Genomic DNA, 22,521 nt, shown 5'->3' on the forward strand with positions numbered 1-22,521 from the left:
TCGCAAATGTGGATGAAATGTGTAATTTTTTTGTTAATTCAGAATAGACATGTCTGATAAGACAATTATTTGTTTCCGTTATTTATAAATTAGCTTCTAAATTATAAATAACTCTATCAAAGTGTCTATTGGTTTTGTTTTAATTTGAAGTAAGGTTTTTTAAATTTATTATTTACACTGGTTTTTTGTTTATATATATTTTCACTTAAAAATTAAACAAGGAGTTTTGATGAATGAAAATTAAATCAATGTTGTTTGGCTGTATTACTGCAGTCACTTTAGCTTTAAGTAACCAAGTTTCTGCATCAGTAGGCAGTGGTACCATGCTGATTACCTGCGTAGACCGCTCTGAATTCATAGAGTTATGGTCTGTTACTGCCTCTAACCCTAGGGAGCAAAACTATTTTCTATCACGTTGCTTTAACGAAGGTGGTTTTCCAGATATAAAGCTTATTTAGTTTAAGTTCTTAAGTACGTCTGTCTAGTGGGCGTACTTTTTTAAATTGCTGGAATATAGCTTTCTTACTTTCTTACCTCTTGTATTTTTTCATATTAACATCATATTTATTCTTGATTATTCATAAATTTTATAAACCTTCAACAGCGCAAAGGTAAAGTTTTGTAAAGTTAAATTTCTGTATTTACACCTTTTTAAATTGTTTATATATTTTCTCCGAGTTTTAAATAGTGATTAAACAAGGGAGTTAATAAAATGAAATTAAAATCAATGTTATTTGGTGGTATTGCAGCTGTGACGATGACACTTGGTGTACAATCAACGGCTCATGCATACATGACTATTTTGGTAACTTGTATAGATAAAAATAACTATAATTATTTATGGTCATCCAAGTCTATCTTCAGGGCTCAGTTTCAAGCTGACTTAGATCGTTGTCGTCGTGATGGCGGTTTAGCAGAGGTGGACTATCTATAGGTCTTGAATTGAATATGCACTTTTTATAAGTGCATATTTTTAACTTAGATAAGGCATTTTTTATATTTGAATCCCGACCAATACGCAGTATTAGTCAATTAATGAACTCTGCAAAATATAGTTTGGCCCAGCTGGACTACCTAAATACTTCTTGCCAGAGTCTGTAAATCCAGCTTTTTTATAACATTCATAAGCTAACGAATTGCGGCAGTTGACAGTTAAGCAAATTTGATTAAATTGTGGGTAAAATGCTTTTACATAAGAGAAGAGTGCGGCAACAGCCTGCTTGCCATAACCTTTTCCTTGTTGGCCTTTATCGATGACAAATGCGCGGATCCCAACGCCATCTTCTGGGCAAAAATCGTACTTTTTCGCATAGGCGAGATCAAGCTTAAAATAACCAATCACCTCTTCTTGATGTTTTATGACATGTAAATGTGTGGTGTCGCATATTTCTTCTAAAAACTCTGACGCAGTGCCTGCAAATTCAATTTGATCCTGTTCGATTTGGATGCGCTTAACCTGTTCAATGTATTTATCACAGAGCTTTGTTATCGTTATCATGGGTCGCTCATAATTGTTATAAAGTAACAAAATAATAAAGGATCGTAACGAAAATTACCATAACGGGAACAGCTTGGCTTTACAGTGACATTAACTCAGCTTTGACTTGCTTATCTAGTTTCTCAAGTGCGTATCGAAATGCCACACGTGGCATCTTTTTGTGATGTCTTTTGAGATAATTAATTACTTCATTGGGCGAGGTTTTAGAGAGTACTTTGAGTAACCAGCCATAGCCTTTTTGCACTAAATCATGCTCATCATTGAACAAGAGATTCGCCGCGTTTAAAGGCGCACTTTGGGGATATTTTCCTTTATTTAACGGGTAAATTAAGATCACGGCAACGGCTCTTCTAACAGCAAAATTGTCGTGTTTAGCCCATGCATGGGTTTTATTTATTAACCGCGGGTACTGCACGATTAACTCACCAAAAGCATGCGTGCAAAAATCGTCACAGTCATACCAATCGGTTACGTATTCGAGTAGCCATCGCTCAAACACCTCAAATGTGTTTGGGGTATATTGTTTTTTAACTCTAAATGCCCAGTCAAAGGCGATTAAACTGAGCATCCACTCTCTTGACTCAAGTAGCTGCTCACAGAGTTCAAACACTGAATCGATATGATGATCAGGCAATGCGCGGTACAGGGTTGCTGATATTTGTCGAGCTTGTGCTGTTTTGACTTTTTGTTCTGGGTAGCCAAACTCTGCAAGCGCTTGATGTGCGGTGTCTTTAATATGCATAGCGTATTTCAGTACGTTTTTTTAAAACACGGTAGCTGAATTATAGGAAAAGCTCAAAGCCGCACAAATAAGCTGGCGACTTTGAGCCTTTATGTTAATGAGAGGGGAGTTCAGCCTCTTGCCAAATAACTTGATAGTGCGAGTCTTCTCGCCACTGTTTAAAGTAGGTGTTAAACAGCGCCTCCCAGTCATCTAATCCAACTTGGTATTGTTTGACCAGCGCTAAATAATTGTCTTTGTCGTACGGTGTCATTGGCATTAGGTACGCTTCAAACAAATATTCATCATATCCTGGGCGCTGCGTGAGTAAGCCATCCATAATGACTTGGGTATTACCCTCCGTTGCGTGTTCGATATAGTGTTTGCATGACTCAATAAACGCATGCTTTTCACCTTGCTCAAAGCGCAAGCCTTGGCTTTGTGCCATGTCGTAAAACTGCGAGACAGGCAGTGGTGTTTTGTTTGCCACATGAAAGACCGTATTGCGTTTTTGCTCATCATTCATGCCAAGTACGATGGCGGCAGCGGCTTTATCCACCGGAATAATATCCAGTAAATACGGTACATCTGCGGGCTGCACAGGCGTGCGCATCATCATTTTTAAAATTCGATGGAAAATATCATCGGTGTTGCCAATGCCAGTTTGTGACGACCCTGAAATTTGCGCAAAGCGATAAATGGTGTAGGGCACACCACATTCTGAAGCTTGGCGGATATTCTCCTCTTGCACCCATTTAGATTGACCGTAGCCACTACAGATGAGCTCGGCATCAGTGACGTCGATAAAGTCTTCGATGGGATTCACTGAAAAATGCGAATTTTTGACTTGTGTACTGGCGGTCGTGCTCGAGACAAAGTGCATCATTTTGAGCGATTTTGTCGTGGCCATTTGTAACAGCTGATTGGTGCCCGCCACTGACTTTTTAAATGCAAAGTAAGGCTGAATATGATTCACGTAAGAAGCCGTATGAACTATGTGCTGCACATGTTCGCACAAGCTTTGCCAATCTTTATCAGACAAGCCAAGCTGTGGCTTTTCCATATCTCCAAGCATGGGCTCGACGCGACTCATATCAGGTGAAAGCTGGTAGCTTTTGGCTGAGTGCGTAATACGTTGCTTGGCCTCATTTAATGAACTTGCTCTGACAATGCAGTAGATGGTGGCATCTGTCTCATCTAATAACTGCTGAAGAATATGGCTCCCTAAAAAGCCCGTTGCGCCAGTGAGTAGCACTGATTTCACGTCGCCTTCATAGGATTTTGTTAGCCCAGTAGTATTAGCTGTTGGGGTGAAGCCCGCATCTAAAATAAAGTCAGGCTTTTGCTGGCTATCTTCACTTTGGCTATCTGTTTGCTGCACAGCATAGAGCTTTTCAATGTCTTCAATGAATGCCGCTATGGTATTCATGTTTTTAAACGCATCTGCCTGTAGTTCAATATTAAGCTGCTCTTTTAATTGCTGAAAGGTTTTCAGTAAAGAGATAGAGTCAAAGCCATATTCGTATAGGTCACAATCTAGGTCTAACTCATCTGCTGCTATACCAATCACATTACTGACGATTTGGATCACTGCACCTCGTATATCAGCGCTGTTGACTACTTCGACCTGTTCACCTGATAAGTGTGTGACCGTGTCAGCTGGCGCAACCTGACGGCTCATCAAGCGCGCGGTATTTTGATAGATTTTATCAGGTGCGGAGCTCAGTAAAGCGCCCATGTTGGTGACTTCGTTGCTCAACACGTGTTGCATTAAGCTAAACGCTTCAGGCATGGTAATCAGCTGGTAGCCTTTTTTCTCTGCAAAGCCATTTTCAATGCTTTTTACAGGGTCATCCGAATGCCAGTACCCCCAATTAATGGCCAACGTTTTACCATGTCTGTCACCTGCCAGTACTTGTTGTTGACGGGCGTGGGCAAATGCGTTTTGAAAGCCATTACCGTATGAATAGGATAGGTGATTTAAACTGCCGAATACCGCCATGGATGAGAACATCACAAACAAATCAAGGTCGGTATGTGCAAATACCTTGTCCAGATTGATTGAGCCTTGCACTTTGACTTGCATCGCTTGCTCAAAGTCAGCCCAGTTGTTTTCATCTTCTTGAAAGGCGGTACCTAAATGCAGTATGCCATTTAACTGCAAGTTGTGTTCATCCATGTACTTGTGCACCTCTTGAAGGCTTTGCTCGCATGTGACATCTGCGCTCAAGTAATGGACTTGACCTTGTTGAGATGCTTTGAGTTGATTGAGCGAGTCAATACATTGCGCCTCTTTGCGTCTACCAAGCAAGATAAGGGTGGCGTTAAATTGCGTTAATAACTGCTCGCACAGTGCCATGCCTAACTCGCCCAGTGCGCCAGCAATCAAATACACACCCTGTTGCTTAAAGTTGTTTGCAATGAGGGCAGAGTTATTTGCAGGAAAAGCTGCTTTGTTCAGCGCTAAGCCAAAGCGAGATTGGTCTTGGTACTTCACTTGGTTAGGTTGAGTGGCATCGCTGTTTAAGCTTGGGCAAACCAGCTCTTGCAGTAATTTGTCAGCCCAGTTTGAACCGTTGTCAGCAAACTCAACCAGACTCCAAACATGGGCAGGGTTGCGCATGGTGTAGCTTCTAAGAAGTGCGCTGATGTCTTCATAACTGCTATTAATTTGGCTATTTGGCAAAGCGTAAAACAACTGCATCGCGTGTTTATCAAACTTGGCAATCGCCTGTATAAATTCGAACAGAGGCTTTATAGTGGCAGGCTTTGTTTCTGCTTGCTCGGCAATGAAGTAGGCAAAGCTAGGTAACGTATCTTGGTTAAATACCAAAGTTTCGAGCTCTGAAAAATATATAATGTCCACGTCACAGCCTTTGAGCTTAGCACGCAGTGGCTCAGCGCTTTGCTTATCTTGTGCGACGATAAGCCCTTTTTTGCTGGCAAGCAGTGGTTTTAACTGTGCTTGCCAATCTAGCGGGCAACTCAGTGGCATCGTTTGCCATTGATTCTCTAGCAGTAACCAAGGCGCAGCAGGGGGTTCTGTGGTTAAAAACGGTGTACTTGGCAAGCTGACTTTTTGCACCGGTGTTTTATACAGTACAGACCAATTGATTGGGTGTCCTTCAAGCCAAAAGCGCAGTAGAGCCGCTGGGTTGTGTGCAAGCTTTAATACATCGTTATCAGTAATCGCCTCAGCTTTTGTGCTTGGCACCTTTTTAATCATCAAAGTATTGCTTTCAAGCTCAGCGCCGAGTTTTTGTTTTAAAGCTGCAACAGAGGAAACAGCCCAGCCAGTGCGGTATTTATGCGCCGTTCTACCTATTTGCAGTGTATAAACTAGGGACTCGAACGACACGGTCGGTTGCTGCTCAAGATAGGCATTGAGCGCCTTAACTTTTGCTTCTAGCGCTGATTCGCTAGTAGCTGAAAGCACGATGGCAGACTCAGTATCCGCTGCTGTGGTCTCGACATTAGGCTGTTTGCTGTATTCTTCAAGTACGATATGGGCGTTGACGCCACTGATACCAAATGAGCTTACCCCGGCACGGCGTGGTTGCTCGCTTTGCCAAGGTGTCACCTCTGTTTGTACTTTAAATGGTGAGTTCTCAAGGCCTAAGTACGGATTGAGCTCATCCACATGCAGCGATGGCACCAAAGTTTGGTGTTTAAGCTGCAGTAATACTTTGATCACCCCAGCAATACCTGCGGCAATTTCAAGATGGCCGATATTACTTTTCACTGAGCCCAGCGCACAGGTTTGCGCGTTATCTGTAGCCGCGCTGATTTTTTTATAGGCGGCCTTGAGTGCATCGAGCTCAACAGGGTCGCCAAGTGAGGTGCCGGTACCATGGCACTCAATGTAGCTGAGCGTGCCTGGGTCAACGCCCGCATCTTGCCAAGCTTTGTCGAGCAGGCGAGTTTGCGCTTTTGCATTGGGGACAGTAAAGCCTTGAGACTTACCGCCGTGATTAATGGCGGAACCTAAAATCGTCCCATAGATGTGATCTTTATCACGCTCCGATTCACTTAGCTTTTTAATAAAGATCATGCCCACACCTTCGCCGCGCACGATACCGTTGGCATTTGCCGAGAAAGTACGACAACGCCCTGTGGGTGAGAGCGCGCCAATGTCATGCATTGCAATCGATGCACTGGGAGAGTCAATGACATTTACACCGCCTACGATGGCCTGATCACACTCACCATTTTGAATGGCTTGTACTGCTTTGTGGATGGCAACGAGAGAAGACGAGCAGGTGGTGTCTACGCCTTCACTAGGGCCGTGCAAATCCAAGAAGTAGCTCATGCGGTTTGGCGCATAGGCAGAGGAGGTGAGCAAGCCCTCGTGATATCCAGCCTGACAGCCAATGAATAACCCAGTGTTGGTGCCAGCTAAGGATTTTGGATCATAGCCTGCATCTTCAATACATTGCCAAACATGTGACATCAGCAAGCTTTCTTGAAGTTTAATGCGGTCACTTTCAGCTGGCGCAATATTGAAAAACAGCGGATCAAAGCTTTGGTTGCGCTCAAGGCGACCAAGCCAGTTAATGTCTTTTGGTAATGGTTGTTGTGAACGGGTATCAGTATTTTCACCTGCCCAGTTAAATTCAGTCACACAGTCAGTTTGATTGACGAGGTTTTGCCAAAATGCATCAATGTTATTTGCTTGTGGAAATTGTGCGCTGATCCCAATGATCGCAATGCGATCATCCGTTTCATTCTTCTGTTCAGTAACTTGGGTCTTTTGAAGCTCAGTATGATCTGAGTTGTTCCCAACCAATTTATCGCTGTGCTCGTCCAAAATATGGGTAAAGATACTGTTTAAAGTAGAGTGCATAAACAGCACGCTCGGCGACAATGTTAGTTGGTATTTGGCATTCACTTGGTTGATAAAGGTGATAAAAGCGATAGAGTCTGCGCCAAAGTCACCTAAATCTGTATCAGGGTCAAGCTCGTTGGCATCCACCCCTAAAATGTCAGCGGCAATGCCGCTTAATCCCGTTTTTAGCTCAGCAGTGAGTGCCTCGATACTGTCAAACAGGTGTGCATTGTGAGTGATACTGACATTGGCAGTTTGCGTCTTGTTAGTATATTCAACGAGCGTTTGAGGGTGTTGCAGCGCACTGTAAAAAGCGTCAATGCCTGTGCGTGTTGGCATAGGTGTAAAACCAGTTTGTGCCAGCATGTCTTTAAAATCAGGGTTGATTTTCATGCCGCCATCTTGCCAGTATGGCCAGTCGATACTGGCGCTCATACCTTGGCGTTCACCGCGTTGTTGCAGTCCACTGCGATAGTGCATATAGCTATCTAAGAAGGCATTGGCAGTGGCATAGTCGACTTGCGTCAAAGCACCATTTACGCCGCTTAGCCCTGCAAAACAGACAAAAAAGTCCAATACTAAATCTTGAGTGGCTTCATCCAATGCAACCACGCCCGAAACTTTAGGGGCAAGTACTTGCGAAAAGCTGTGTTTATCTTTTTTGCTTAAAAGTGTGTCTTTAACAATGCCTGCCGCATGGATAACACCGCACAGCGAACCATGCTTGGCAAGGATGTCACGAACCATCAAAAGCACATTCATTTTATGTGAAACGTCCACGCTTTGGTACTGCAATTGCGTATTTGATGTGCTTAGCGCCACCAACTGCTTTTGTACTTCAGGATGGCTTTGCGGTTTACGCCCTGTCACGACAATGGTTTTATTAAAAGGTTGTGCATTGATCGCCTTGATAAAGTGCTGACCTATGCCACCAAAGCCACCTGTGATGAGGTAAACGCCATTTGCTTTAAACGGCATTTTTGCCTCAGCTGATGTAATTGCTTGATAGGTTAATACTTCACGCTCACCCTTGGTGTAACGAACAAATTTATCATCAAAGCCACTTTGTTCGGCACAGAGTATCTTAGCAACGTTACTTTCTATTGTTTCTGCGTCTAACACCAACAATTGTGTTTGCAGTGTTGTGTGCTCAAGGCTGGCTGTGTTTAATAGCGCATGGAAGCAAGTATGCAGGTTCGCTTGAGTATCGGTGGATGCAGTGTCGCCAATGACCAGTTGCAGTTTTATCTGCTTCTTGGCCTTTGCTAAGAGCTTGATAAGCTCAACCAGTTGAAAGCCATAGTCTGCAATTTTTTGCTCAATCGCGAAGTGTTCAGAGTGCAATGAGTGTATTTGCGCATCTGTCAGTTCACTGAATTGCGCGTGTGCAGGGAAGTCACATAAAACAAGGTGACGCTCTGTATCAGTCGCTGTCGTATGAGCTTGGCCTGTTTTGGCTTTTTTGACCCAAACAGGGGCTTTCAGCGTCATTTTAGCCTGCTCATCATCTCCAACTTTTGGTGTTTGCACGATTTGTACATCGCCAAGGCCAATGTTTTTAAGTGCAAACGGGTAGGTAGGCAAACTGAGCTTTGGCAGCTTTGCACCTTGATAGATAAAGCCCCAGTTTGTGAAACCAGTTTCGACCCAATGGGCTAAGATCTCTTGATGATCTAAAAGTCTTATCGCATGCGCTAACTCAATTGAGTGCGTTGGCTTAGTTGTGGCTGTTGGCACGTATTCAGCGAGTTTTGATTTCAGCTCAGCAATAGAGCTGACGACAAATCCTGTGCGAATTGGCATCACCGTGCGGCCAGTTTGCAAGGTATAAGCCAGTCTTCTTAGATCTCGCTCATTTAAGTTGTTAGCAGCTAAATAGTCGTGTAGTTGCGCCACTTGTTTGTCTAATACCGCTTGCGTGTGTGCAGAGAGCACAATAATGGCCGGTGTATGGATCAGCTGACTTTCAAGCTCGTGATGCTCGATGTCATTGGCCTCTTCCAGCACCGCATGGGCATTGGTGCCACCAATACCAAAAGAGCTTACGGCTGCGCGCCTTGGTAGTAGCGGTGTGTGCCAATCTCGTGTGCTATCGACCACATAAAATGGTGAATTTGCTAAATCTATGTGCGGATTAGCGTTATTGTAATGTAATGAAGCTGGCAGCTTTTTGTGATAAAGCGCCAACGATGTTTTAATTAAGCCAGTGAGGCCCGCTAATGTATCTGTGTGACCTAGGTTGGATTTAACAGCACCTAAACCGCAAAACTGTTTGTCGCCGCTATATTGCTGATAAACCTGCTGCAAAGATGAAAACTCAATGGGGTCACCAAGAGCAGTGCCAGTACCATGGGCTTCCACATAACTGATTGAAGTAGGAGAGACGTCTGCGGCTTTTAAAGTTTGCGCTATGACGTGCATTTGGCCTTTGGTGCCCGGAGCGAAAAAGCCTGCTTTGTCTTTGCCGTCGTTATTTACCTTGATACCACGAATGAGGCTGTAGATGTTATCAGCGTCATTGACTGCATCATCGGCGCGTTTTAATACAATCACAGACACGCCGCTGCCGCCAATCATACCGTCGGCTTTTTCGTCAAACACCTTACAGCGTGCATCGCCTGCAAAGTTGAGCCCTTTCTCGTATTCATATCCGGTGTAGCGCTGAGGGTAAAGACAAGCAGCGCCGACAATGGCGTAATCAATCTCGCCAGCTTTTAGTGCGCTGCATGCCAACGAGATAGCAGACATAGACGATGAGCAATTTGAGTGCACAAACAAGCTTGGGCCAGTAAAGCCAAGATGATATGAAATAGTGGTTGGCAGTGTACCAGGTTGATTGATAGTCGAAGCCACATAGTCTTGTGCGTTTAAAATAAACTGACCATCTTTAAACTTGTCTTGCAGGTTTAAATCTGGGTTGTCCGCACCAGAGGATGACACATACACGCCCGTATTTGGCATGTTTTCAGCGCAGTAGCCTGCATCTTCAATGGCTTTCCACGCATGTAGAAGCAATTGACGTTGCGAGTAGCTCATTGTTTTGGCGTTCTTTTCAGAGATATTGAAAAACTCTGGGTCAAATTGGTCTTGGCCCTCAACCCAAGAGTCGAGCCAGGTAATATCGCCTTGCTCGGTAGACTCACTAAGTCGTTTGAGTAAGTCTTTTTCGTTGACCAAATTCTGCCAAAATTCGGTGTGGTTCTGTGAATCAGGGTACTGGCAAGATAGGCCAATGAGTGCGATATCTTGAGTGTGATTTTCTTGATTGTAAGAATTGCTATTAGCTGTATCGCTTGTTATCTCTTGAACAGGTGCTTGGGCGATAAAGTCTGTCATCGCATCTATGGTGCTAGATTGAAAAATCTGCGTCAGTGGAAATTCAACATCTAACTGTGATTTAAACTTAGCAGTGAGCACATTGGCCAGCAGTGAATCACCGCCAGCTTCAAAAAATGGCACGTTGGAGGCGATGTGGTCGACTTCTAAAACCTGCTGCCAAATTTGCGTCACTGCTGCTTTGAGCTCTGATCGCCCAGTCAGTTTAGGTGTTGCAGTGAGGGTGCTGGCGTTAGATTTTGCGTCTAACATTGCTGTTTGTGATGGCACAAATGGTAACTGCTTTGATAATGCCTGCTTATCTATTTTACCGTTTGAAGTAATTGGGAAATGGGGCACCAATACAAAATAAGCAGGTACCATGTATTCAGGCAATTTGCTCAGTAAATCGGTGCGGATCTTCGCAGTCGATGGCGAATTTGGGGCAATGATATAGGCGACCAATACTTGGCCACGTTGCTTTTGTGCGCTAGTGACATAGGCGTCTGTGATGTAGCTCAGTGATTGCAGTGCATGTTGGACTTCGCCAAGTTCAATGCGATGACCACGGATCTGAACTTGGTCATCGGCTCGGCCCATATATTCCAGTAAGCCAGACTCATTTAATCGGGCTAAATCACCTGAGCGGTAAAGACGCTTACCATCACTGTGAGTAATAAAGCGTGCATCAGTCAACGCGGGTTGATTGTGATAGCCTCGAGTCACGCCACAACCTGCGACAAAAACCTCACCAACTTGGCCTACTTGAACTGGGTTAAATTGTTCATCTAACAACAATACTTCGTAGCCGGGTAGGGCACGACCTATGATACTGCGCGCTTGTGTGCCATAGACCATGCTCGCATCTATGGTGACTTCGGTGACATGCACTGTGGTTTCAGTGATGCCATACATGTTTACAAGCTCAGCTTGTGGCTGTGCTTGCTCAAACCAAGGAGCCAGCTTGCTCACATCGAGTGCTTCACCACCAAATATCACTTTACGCAGTGCATTGTGTGGGCTTGCCAACAAGTTGTCCATCAGTGGGTAAAATGCCGATGGCGTTTGGTTTAAAATAGTCACTTGATTATCAATGACAAACTTGGCAAAACTCACGGATTCTTTGCGAGTAAGCTCATCTGGGATCAACAGCTTGCCACCGTGCAGTAGCGCGCCCCAAATTTCCCACACAGAAAAATCAAAGGCATAAGAGTGGAATAAGCACCAAGTATCTTGCTCGTTAAAGTCAAATAACGATTGGGTGTTGTTAAACAAGTTGCATACATTGTGATGCTCCACCAAAACGCCTTTTGGCTTGCCCGTTGAGCCTGATGTATAAATGATGTACGCCAAGTTGGATGCAGATGCGCGATTGATATTGGCAACTTGTGTCGTACTTGCAAGGGCCGCTTGCAAATTAATCACTTGATGGTGCTGGTAGGCCCCTGCATGTGGCATCTCTGCCCCAAGTACTAAAATACTTGGTTTGGCGTCTTCTAAAATATATTTAATGCGCGCCGCAGGTGAGTTGGGGTCAAGGGGGACATAGGCTGCTCCTGATTTTAAAATCCCCAGTATCGCGACGATTAACTCAATAGAAGGTTTGGCACATAGCGCAACAAGGTTTTCAGCGCCTTGCTTAAATTCAGGGTGATTTAAGAGCGTGTTTGCAAATTGATTGGCTTTGTCGTTGAGTTGACGGTAATTGATTGACTGCATACCAAAGCAAACCGCAATGTGCTCTGGGTGGATAGCGGCTTGTGCTTCAAACAAATTGACTAGGGTCGGTTGAGCGGCTGGTTGTGTTTGCACATGAGTAAAGACTGGTAAGCTGCCAAGTGTTTGCTCGCCTGCAAACATCACGTCATCAATTAAAGCCGTATAGTCTTTAGCCAATGCATCAATAATTGCTGAAGGGTAGACGGCTTCATCAAATTTAAACGCAACTTTAAAGCTGTGTGATAAAGGCGTGACTTCCAAGCTTAAATCTAGTTCAGGTTCTTGCACACAGTCAGGCCAAATGGCGTTCATCAAGTCTTGATTAGACTCAATCCAATCTGGTTTTAAGAAGTTATGGTAGGCAAACCCGATTTGGAAAATCGGATGGCTGTGCATCGCGCGTTTAGCACCCGTTGCGCGGACGATTTCAGCAAATGGATAGCCGCTGTGTTTTATAAGCTCGCCAAGCTGGTGTTGGTTTTGCAGTGCCAAATGTGAGAATGAGTGCGCCTGATTGACAGAAGCGCTAAGTGGCAGCTGGTTTACAAACAAGCCTAATGAGTTGGCCATATCACTGGTTGGGCGGTGCAGCACTGGCACGCCCAAAGTGATGTCATCACGTTGCGTTTTGGCACTCAATAGAGTTTGAAACGCAGATAAGAAAAACGCAGCAGGGTTTATTTTATTGCTACTACAAAACTGCTGAATACGTTGCACTTGGTTGTTATTCATCGCCAGCTCAAGCCGCTTTGCTTGCTTGTTCGCACTTTGCTTTTCTTGTTTGCCAGCCAGTACGAGCTCAGACTCAATACCTTGCAACTGTGTTTGCCAATAGTGTTTTAGCTGTGTACTTTGCTCGCTGTTGAGCATCTGCTTTTCCCACTCAAGGTAGGTGAAGAAGCCAGTATCCGGTTGAGCTTGCTCTAGCGACTCATTGGCGACCAAAGCGTGGTAAGTTTGCCATAACTGTTCAAGCAATAGGGTCGCAGAGACACCGTCAATGATGAGGTGATGGAATACTAAAACCATTACATCGAGCTGGCCGTTTATTTGCCAATGTGTTGCGCGCCACAGCAGCGGGCTGTGTGCAGAGTGTGATTGTGTCATCGCGAATGGCTGTTTGATGTCAGCTTGGATCAAATCAATCAAGGCTGATTTTGATGCCACTGGCGTGTGATTTTGTACCAGTGTGGGTGTAAGCCTTGTGATTTGTTGCTGAGGTAAGCCTTCCACTTCAGCAAGCTGCACCGACAAAATGGGGTGTTTTTGGCTGAGCCAGTTAAGCGCAGCCTGCATGCAGTCCACATTCAAGTCATTGACTTCAAAAACCATTGGTACGTGGTAAGTGCTTAGTTGCGGGTTTTGCTTGTGCAGTAACCACAGACCTTGCTGAGCTTTTGACAGTGGCATAGGCCCATGTAAATTTGCACTGGCTGGTGTGCTTTGAGCCAAGGGCTCATCCACTTGCGTTGGCAATTGGTGCGCAGCCAAATAGTCGCATAACTCATTGATGGTGCTTATCTCAAAAAGCAGTGCGGGTGGCAAAGTTTCAATGTTCAAAAACGTATCTGACTCAAGCTGTTGCACCACTGACATCAGCATGATGGAGTCAAAACCCATGTCTTTAAAATCAACCTCATCGTCTAAATCTTTCACATCGATTTTAGTGATGTCGGTAATAATTGACTTAACGTGGTTGCGGATCTGAGCGTGGCTTTTTCCACCCTCAACAGAGCTGGTGTTGATGCGCTGATTTGTGGTGCTAGGCTTGTGCCAAAGCTGTGTTAATTTGCTGGCACCGCCGTATAAAAAACAGTGCTGAGTAGGGATGTTGTGCAAGGTAAAAATACGATAAAACGCGTCGATACCGACTTCATTCGGCATGACTTCAATGCCTTGAGATTGCAAAATAGACGTGGTTAATGAGTCAACCTGCATGCCGCCTTCTGACCACAATGGCCAGTTAATTGACAGGCTCAAACCGCTACGCATACCTTGTGATACTTGCATTTGACGAGCCGCCATAAAGCGGTCCATAAAGGCGTTAGCACAGGCATAATCTGCCTGTCCCATATTGCCAAATACACCGGCAATGGAAGAGAAGCAGACAAAAAAGTCTAAATCACATGTTTTACTTGCTTCATCTAACGCGATTAAGCCAGCTACTTTTGGCGCAAACACCTGTGCGACTTCTTGCGGCGTTTTATTGCTTATCAGTTGGTCTTTGATCACTCCTGCACTGTGAATTATGCCTGTGATACCACCATGTTTGGCTTTGAGGTTTGCAAACAGGGCGTTGACGTCATCATGATTGGCAATATCCAATGATACATAGCTCAGTTTGGAAGGTTCGCCTCCAAGTGCATCAAGGTGTGATTGAATCGCATCACTGTGTGCTCGGCGGCCAATAAATACAATATGTGCTTGTTGAGTATGTTGGATGATTTCTTTGGCAAAGGTTTGACCAAGTTGGCCAAGACCGCCTGTTATGACATACACACCGTCTTCTTTCCAAGGCAAAGTGGTGGCGTCAACTTGCTGATAGGCTTGCAAGTCAAAGGTTAAAACCTGTCGCTGTCCTTGTTGGTAGCGTATGCAGGCGTCTTGTTTTTTTGCTTCATCCTCAACAAGGTGTTCAAAATTATTTGTATCATCAACGGCAATAAGCTGAGTCTCAATGTTGCTGTATTCGATAGCGGCTGTTTTCAGTACACCATTGAGTGCAGATAAAAGTGAGGTTTGGTCTTTCACTACAACTTGAACAAGTAACTTGCTCGGCGTCTTTTTGGTGATGGTGCCTTGCTGTAGTTCGAGCTGCTTAAAATAGCCGATAAGTCCATTTGTATAGGTTTCTAATTGCGCTTGAGTTTCAGAGGCTGTGCAGCTTAGACGCGTGCTCGATACCGAGTATATTTCTGGTAAGTCATCACCAAGCAATACAACTTGACGATGATATGTCGCAGGCTCAGTAGAAGTTAACGGCTTGTCTGCCCAGTTTGCAGTGTAATGGAGCAGTGCGGACGGCTTAGTGGATGATTGTGCAGTTGGTGTGTGCGGTACAGGTTCAAACACTTGCGTGTTTTGCTCGTTTGCGCTTGGACTAATAAAGTCGAGTGCAGCACTTGGCTCGCATTTTTCAGCTGGCTTATCTGTACTTTTTTCTGGTAGCCAAAATGACGTTTTAGCGAACGGATAAGTGGGTAAACGCAATAGCGCTGGCGTTTGCTGTGTGTACAATAAAGGCCAATCGATGTCAGCACCAACAACCCAAAGCGCCAGCAACTTGTTCAAGTCGCCTTGCTCTATCCAACGCATAAAGTCACTGCTATCCAGTGCGCTTAAAATCTCTTTACCTTGTTTGACTTCCCCTTGCTTGTAGTGACCACGTGCCTTGTTTGTAAATTGCGTCAGGCCATCTTGCACATCTGCAATGGTGCTTGCGGTAAATGCCATGCGATAGTCCATCTCTTCACGGGCGCTTTGTAGCGTGAAGGCAAGGCTAGTCAGGGCGCTGTCTTGTACGTTTTTGCGAGTTAGCCATGACTTCAAGGCGTGCGCTTTGTCATTGAGTGACTCTTTGCTTTTGGCGCTAAGCGTGATGATCACAGGCTGCGTAGTCGTGCTTTGCTGCTGGATAGATTGAGGCAGGTATTCTTCAAGTACAACATGGGCGTTGGTGCCACTAAAGCCAAAGGAACTCACCGCTGCACGGCGCTTTTGCCCATTGTCGCTTTGCCATGCGATGGCTTCTTGGTTGACAAAAAATGGCGTGTTGTGCCAATTGATGTGACTGTTGCCTTGCTCATAGTGAAGCGAAGCAGGAATTGTGCGGTGCTTCATGGCAAGTAGCGCTTTGATCACCCCAGCAACGCCCGCTGCGGTTAGGCAGTGGCCGATATTGGTTTTGACCGAGCCCAGCGCACAAAACTCGTTGCTGTCGGTGTGGGCTCTAAATGCACGGGTCAGTGCTTGAAACTCAATGGGGTCGCCCAGTTTTGTGCCTGTGCCGTGGGCTTCGATCATTTGAATTGAATCGGGTGCAATATCAAAGCGTGCGTAAATATCGCGGTGCAATTGCTCTTGTGATAAAGAACTTGGTGCGGTGATCCCGCTGGTGGTGCCATCTTGATTGGTGGCAGAACCTAGGATCACACCGTAAATGTGGTCGCCATCGCGCTCGGCGTCTTCAAGCTTTTTCAGTACGAGCACACCTGCGCCTTCACCGGGCACAAAGCCATTGGCGCGATCGTCAAAGGTATAGCAGGTGCCATCTGGGCTCAGCATGCCTGCTTTACCCGCATGGATGGAAAATTTAGGCGTGCATAAAGTAGTAACACCGCCGACAAGGGCGCTGCTGATCTCATTGTTGTTTAAAGCTTGGCACGCACTGTGAAGGGCAACCAAAGAGGACGAACACGCTGTGTCGATAGCAAGTGCAGGGCCTTTTAAATTTAAAAAGTAAGAAACACGAGCTGGGATAACTGATCCTGCATTGCCCCAAAACACTTGTGCGGGCGCATCTTCTTCGGCCAAGCCAGCATAATCACTTTGCGCACAGCCCAAGTATACGCCGACATTTTGACCCGCAACTTTGGTGATCATATTGGCATCTTCTAATGCTTTATACGCTTCTTGCAAAAAGAGTCTTTGCTGTGGGTCCATGTACATGGCTTCTTGCGGCGTAATTGAGAAAAAGGGCGCGTCGAAGAGGCTGATGTCATTCAGCAAGCTGGCGTATTTGCTCCAGCTTTGCTGATTGTCAGTAAGGCGTGATAAATCCCATCGTGTTTGTGCTTTGACCGAGGTGCGCTTTTCCGCCAGCATGCACCAAAATTCTTCGAGATTGTCTGCATCACCAAATTGACCGCTCATGCCCACAATGGCGACTTTACCGCTATTAACTGGCGCTTGTGCCGTTGATTTTTTTTGTTCTGACTGCACCACTTTGCTGTGTGAGCTGTGCTTGCGCAAGTTGTGCGTGTTATCAGAGTTTGTATTTGTTTTAACAACGTGTTCAGTTGCGTTGCTGTCGCTTTGGGCTGGCATTTCCGCTAAAACCTGCTCTTTATGCTCTGCGATGATATAAGTACTCAGTGTGTCAATTGATGGGTAGTCAAACAGCAAGGTTGCTGGCAAGTTTACGTTAAACTTGGCATTGATCTCATCCAGCATTTGAATGGCTAAAATAGAGTCTACCCCATAGTCTGCAAAGGACTCATCTGCGTCTAGCTCATTAGGAGCCATGTCTAGGGCGGCACTGGCAATGTCAAATAGCGCATTGTGGACAAATTCAGTTAGCACAGAGGGATCTGCATTGTGTTGTGGTTGTTGTATTGATGTACTGCTCATACTCTGTGTTGCTTTGTGATTGTCTTTTTTATTTTTGTTCTTGGTGTGAGTTGGCGTTTTTGCTTGTAAAGAAAAGCCATCGCTTTGGGCGCAAAAAACCTGCTGAGGCGCGCTTGCATCACCTGCGGTAAAGGCGTTTACAAATCCAGTTTCAAAAAGGGCTTGTTGCCAGTTTTTGATAGACAACATCGGCGAGCCTGCTAAGCGCAAGTGCTTATCTTGGCTTAGCCACCATCCTTCTAATAAGCCGAATGTCAGGTGTGTAAATAAGGAGGTGTGTACCACTTCATTAATAAGTAAAACACCGCCTTGCTTTAAGCAAGCCTTGGTATTTTGCAGGGTATTTTTAATGTCAGCAGTGGCGTGTAGAACGTTAGTAGCAATCACCACATCATAGCTGCCGATATCAATATTTTGCCCTGCAAGAGGCTTGCTGATATCTAGGTATTTGGTGTCAACAAATGGGTAATCAGTTTGATACTGCGCTTTGGCATGGTTAAAGAATGCTTTGGATAAGTCGGTATAAGCGTATTCTTCAACTTGCCACGGTTTAAGCGCTGGTAAAACCGAGCGAGTCGTGCCGCCAGTACCTGCGCCAATTTCAAGCACGCGTATCGGCTCCAAATTAGCTGTCGCCAAGTAGGTTTGCAGCTGCTCAATCAGCACCGCATTTGCATAATCCGCAACCGGATTATTTTGATAAACCGCTTCGATTAAGGCCATGGATGCACTGGGAAAGAGCGCATCTGTGGCTTTGATCTCGCCATTTAAAATGGCAGGTAAATTCGCCAAGCAATTATCTAGTAGATCCTCCGATGGGGTTGAAATATGGGTAGCTTCAACAGTTTGAATAACGCCATTTTTCATTAGCTGGTGCGCCTCTAAATAGCGCTCGGTCTCTGTCCACCACTTACTGAAATACTCTGGCAAAATGGCAAGGGCATGTTCACGCTGGGCTGGCTGTTGCCAACCAGCTTGGTGGAGCGCCGCGCAAAGTTGGTTTAGGTCAACCTGCGCTTTGATATCTTGCTTAGGCGCTTGATATTTAGAGTTTTGCTTTGCGAGTGCGTGCTGCGCGCCTGATGCACTAAAGCTTTGTAACTTAAAGGTATCGGTTAGTGCGGCTTGCGTGATTTTAAGCACGCCCGCTTGTGTTAAGTTTGCGCCCATCAAGGTCGCAAGTGCTTGCATGCCTTGATCTGCCTCGATAGAGCCAATGCCCATCGCCTGCATTTTCTTTTGGTAGTACTCGTCTTGGACTGCGCCCACAGAGCCCCAGTATCCCCAATTGATGATTTTAACTGGGCACTTATGTTGGTAAGTGCGAGCAAGTGAATCTAGATATACACACCCTGCGGCATAGTTACTTTGCCCCGCAGCAGGAGAAAACGACTGCATGGATGAAAAGAACAAGAAAAAGTCTAAATCTGCTTGGCTGAATACTTCCAGTGCGACTTCACCAGTTTGCTGTTTGGCGTGATAACTGCGGTTAAATTGCGCGTCATTCATGTTTGCCAGCGTTTGGTCTTCTAGGTGTAAAATCGAATGTACCACACCATTTAAACCACCAAAGTGACGGGTGATGTCTTGATATGCACTTTCCATCGCATCTATGTCACTGGCATCACATTGAATGTATACAGGGGCTTTACCAAGCTTTGCTAAACGGTCAATATCGCTTTGAATATCCGCGTTTAGTTCACGGCGGCCAAGCCAGATGATATGCGCATCGTGGTGCTTTATCATCCACTCGCTCCATACTTGGCCAAGACCGCCAGCCCCGCCCAGTACGAGATAGGTGCCTTGCTTTTGCAGACTCGCATTGTTAGCTGCCGCATCTATAAAGGTGTGCTGCGCCAGCTCAAAGCTAAAATATTGCCCGGTACGATGCGCGTACAGCCCCGCAGGCAGCGCTGTAAATTCACTTGGGATAGAATCTAATTGCTCCGCATCTATGATGCGCACCGTCCAGCTTGGGTATTCCTGTGCAACGCTTTGCAGTAGGCCAATTAGGCCTGCACCTTCACAGTTAATTTGTTCATTTTGGCCAAAAACGGCTTGTGTTTGTTTTGTCACTAAGGTGATTGACAGTGGCTTACTATCAAACCCGTCTGCTAACATGCGCTTGAGTTGTTGGAATAAAGCCAGCGGCTGTGCGTACTCATCTTGTGCCAACCAAACCAGCTGATTGGTGTCATTACTCTCGGTTAACCAATCTGGTTTTAATGCCTGTGGCCCAAAGTAAGCAGCGTGCAGTTCAGGAGGCGTTTCAAAGTCGGGTGTGACTGCTTGCCAGCAAGGCGTGAGCGTGAGCAAGTCTTGCGTACTTGGTTTGATAGCATCTAATGATACTTTTCGAGTTGAAAAGCCTTTAATACCCATAAGTAAATTGCCATCGAGATCACAAATATCCAAATCAAACTTTTGTGTGTTATCTGTATCGGTGCTTGTTTGCGTTGCTTTGACCCAGACTTCAGTGTGCTGTGCTGCACTTAATTGCTGTGCGTTGTAAAAGCACACCTGTTCGGTGGCAAATGGCAGAGCTGCGTGTGATTGGTCGGCGAATATGACTAAGGATTGCAGCGCCGCGTCGACAAGGGCAGGTGATAGGCCAAAGCCTTGGCTGCACGACGAAGGCACGGCCACTTTGGCGGTTGCTGTTATACCTTGTTTGCTTAACTGTTGTAGGCCTTGAAAGCGGGGGCCGTAGTCTATGCCCATGTTTTTAAACGTGGCGTAAGCGTCACTTGGTGTAAGCAGCTGATCAGACTCGGTGGCTAATTCAAATAAGGTGACGGGCGCGCTGTGCTGTGAAACTTGCACTTCTCCTGAGGCACAGACTTGTTGTGCGCCTTCGTGCTTTTGCCACACTTCAAATTGCATTGCACTATCTGACTGCCAAAGGGATAGATAAACGGTGTTTTGCTCAGTGGATGCCCCTTGTTCAATGCTAATCGGGCGCAGCCATTTGACGTTTTTAATTTGAATGGCATGAGACGCATCTAAATTATGGGATAATGCGATGGCTGCACGGGCCATTTCTAACGTGCAAACCCCAGGCAATACGCATTCGCCGTTGACTTTGTGGTCAGCTAAAAAGAATTCGTCGCCAGTAAAAGTCGAGCTAAATAGTAGTTCATCAAAAGCAGGTAGTGCTTTATGCAGTAGTGGGTGTAAAACTTCGGCTTTAGGCGCGTCTTTTTTTGAGGTTATCCAATATGGCTTTGGATTAAACGGGTAACCGGGTAGGGCAAGTCGCTGCGGTTTGGCATCAGGGTAGAGTGCTGACCAATCAACAGTCGCATCTGTTAGCCATTGGCTTAGTGCATTTGAAGTGTTTTGATTATCTGCTGTTATACAGGTACTCGCGTTGTCTTTATCTGCTTTCCCTTGTTGCCAAGCGCCGCTTTTGCCTTCAATAAACAAATTAAGCTGTTTTGTTACTTCAGCCATTGAGCTGGCACTAAAAGCCAAGCGTTGGCTCATGTCTTCGCGGCCAACTTGTAGGGTAAATGCCAAATCGGCCAAGTTATCATCAGTTAAGTTTTGCGCTTCAATAAAGGCTTTGAGTGCTTTGGCGCGCGCCATTAAGGCCTCAGGCTTTTTGGCGGAGAGCATAATAACAGCTGGCGTATCTAAACTAACGGTATTTGCTATTTGGGCTGGTGGTGATTGCAAAATCACATGGGCGTTTACGCCTGCAAAGCCAAATGATGAAATACCAGCAAGCACATGCTTTTGCTCTAAGGGGACACAGTCAGTTGCTAAGGCAAACGGTGATTTATCCAGCGTGATTTTGGGGTTCAACGTCTCGAAGTTTTGTAGCGGTGGTACTTGCTGGTGTTTAAAACTCAAAAGCACCTTGATGATACCCGCTATGCCCGCAGCGGACTCCAAGTGACCGATATTGGTTTTGACTGTGCTGAGATAACAAGTAGAGTCTCCGTCTGACTTTTTAGATTTTGTGGCACGAAAAGCGCGTTTTAGACCTTGAATTTCGATTGGGTCGCCAAGTCGAGTGCCTGTCCCATGTAGCTCAATGTAAGATAAATCATCACTATGGATCCCCGCATTGTCGATGGCCTCTTGAATGACACGAGATTGCGAAAATGGACTGGGTGAGGTGAGGGTATTGGTGTGACCTGAATGACCGACACTGCTGCCTTTGACCACACCGTACACAGTGAGGTTTTCTTTTAAAGCGCGCTCTAACGGCATCAGCAGTACCATGCCCACGCCTTCGCCACGCACATAGCCATCGGCATTGGCATCTAGGGTTTTGCAGTGCCCATTTGGCGATAATACCCCAAGTTTACTGAATGACACGTAGCGACTTTTGGTGATAAGCAGGTTAACACCGCCAACTAAGGCGGCGTTGATCTCTCCGGCATTAAAGTCGTTCATGGCTTTGTGCAACGCAACCAAAGATGATGAACACGCAGTATCGACGGTCTCACTGGGGCCTTGGAAATTAAAATAATGGGAGATGCGATTGGCAAAAACCCCAGTCGACATGCCCGTTAAAAAATGCGGGTCGATGTTACCCGTGGCAAGCTCTTGATAGTCGGTATTACTGCAACCTAAGTACACACCCGTTTTGGTATTTTTGAAGCTGCTTGGAGACAAACCCGCATCTTCAAAACATTGCCACGCCAGCTCCATGCTCAGGCGTTGTTGTGGGTCCATGCTTTGCGCTTCTTTGGGGGATATGGCAAAAAATCCGGCATCAAAACCGTCAATATTGTCGATAAATCCGCCCCATTTACTCACGATTTTTTGTTCGTCTTTTTTCGGAGTTGGGTCAAAGTCATCTTGCCATCGAAAGCGCGCTGCTGGGATCTCACTGATACTACTTACTTTGTTTGCTAAGTTGTGCCAAAACTGCTCTTTGCTGCTGGCGCCGGGAAAGCGTAGCGATATACCAACAATGGCAATCTCTTGTTGAGCTGAGGTGTGTTTGTTAGCCGTAGTATCTTGCTTGTTTTTCATGGTTTGTCTCAGTAAAACGGGTGTAACTAATAATGTGCAAAGCAAATAAAGTGACCGCCTACCTTGGCGGTCGCCCTAAATCACTATTGATTTAGGGCGCTTGCT

Annotated in this window: 5 protein-coding genes; 2 read left to right on the top strand and 3 right to left on the bottom strand. The window is 45.6% G+C overall.

The window, feature by feature from the left end; genetic code table 11:
- Nucleotides 1–233: 233 nt before the first annotated feature.
- Together AC2CZC_RS14590 and AC2CZC_RS14595 are read left to right on the top strand one after the other, a co-directional pair.
- Nucleotides 234–458 (top strand): hypothetical protein, encoded by a 225-nt coding sequence (locus AC2CZC_RS14590; RefSeq protein ID WP_284019738.1) that lies wholly within the window; start codon nucleotides 234–236, stop codon nucleotides 456–458.
- 254 nt (nucleotides 459–712) lie between these two features.
- Nucleotides 713–934, top strand: coding sequence for a hypothetical protein (locus tag AC2CZC_RS14595; RefSeq protein ID WP_484582339.1), 222 nt, complete (start codon nucleotides 713–715; stop codon nucleotides 932–934).
- 90 nt (nucleotides 935–1,024) lie between these two features.
- Here the strand turns inward: AC2CZC_RS14595 and AC2CZC_RS14600 are convergent, their stop codons facing one another.
- The 3 genes from AC2CZC_RS14600 to AC2CZC_RS14610 form a co-directional block, all read right to left on the bottom strand.
- Nucleotides 1,025–1,498, bottom strand: a complete 474-nt coding sequence (locus AC2CZC_RS14600; protein WP_484582340.1) for a GNAT family N-acetyltransferase — start codon at nucleotides 1,496–1,498, stop codon at nucleotides 1,025–1,027.
- Nucleotides 1,499–1,577: 79 nt separating this feature from the next.
- Nucleotides 1,578–2,240 carry a DNA alkylation repair protein gene (locus AC2CZC_RS14605; protein ID WP_484582341.1) on the bottom strand — a complete coding sequence of 221 codons (663 nt, stop codon included), beginning with the start codon at nucleotides 2,238–2,240 and terminating at the stop codon, nucleotides 1,578–1,580.
- A gap of 94 nt (nucleotides 2,241–2,334) precedes the next feature.
- Entirely contained in the window at nucleotides 2,335–22,416 is a 20,082-nt protein-coding gene (locus tag AC2CZC_RS14610; protein WP_484582342.1) for an amino acid adenylation domain-containing protein, read from the bottom strand.
- Between the last annotated feature and the right edge of the window lie 105 nt (nucleotides 22,417–22,521).

Source organism: Pseudoalteromonas sp. MMG033, assembly GCF_057197785.1.

Excerpts from the sequence above, each read along its gene's own strand:
- AC2CZC_RS14590 (WP_284019738.1), top strand. The coding sequence starts at position 234 with ATGAAAATTAAATCAATGTTGTTTGGCTGTATTACTGCAGTCACTTTA.
- AC2CZC_RS14595 (WP_484582339.1), top strand. The coding sequence starts at position 713 with ATGAAATTAAAATCAATGTTATTTGGTGGTATTGCAGCTGTGACGATG.
- AC2CZC_RS14600 (WP_484582340.1), bottom strand. The coding sequence starts at position 1,498 with ATGATAACGATAACAAAGCTCTGTGATAAATACATTGAACAGGTTAAG.
- AC2CZC_RS14605 (WP_484582341.1), bottom strand. The coding sequence starts at position 2,240 with ATGCATATTAAAGACACCGCACATCAAGCGCTTGCAGAGTTTGGCTAC.
- AC2CZC_RS14610 (WP_484582342.1), bottom strand. The coding sequence starts at position 22,416 with ATGAAAAACAAGCAAGATACTACGGCTAACAAACACACCTCAGCTCAA.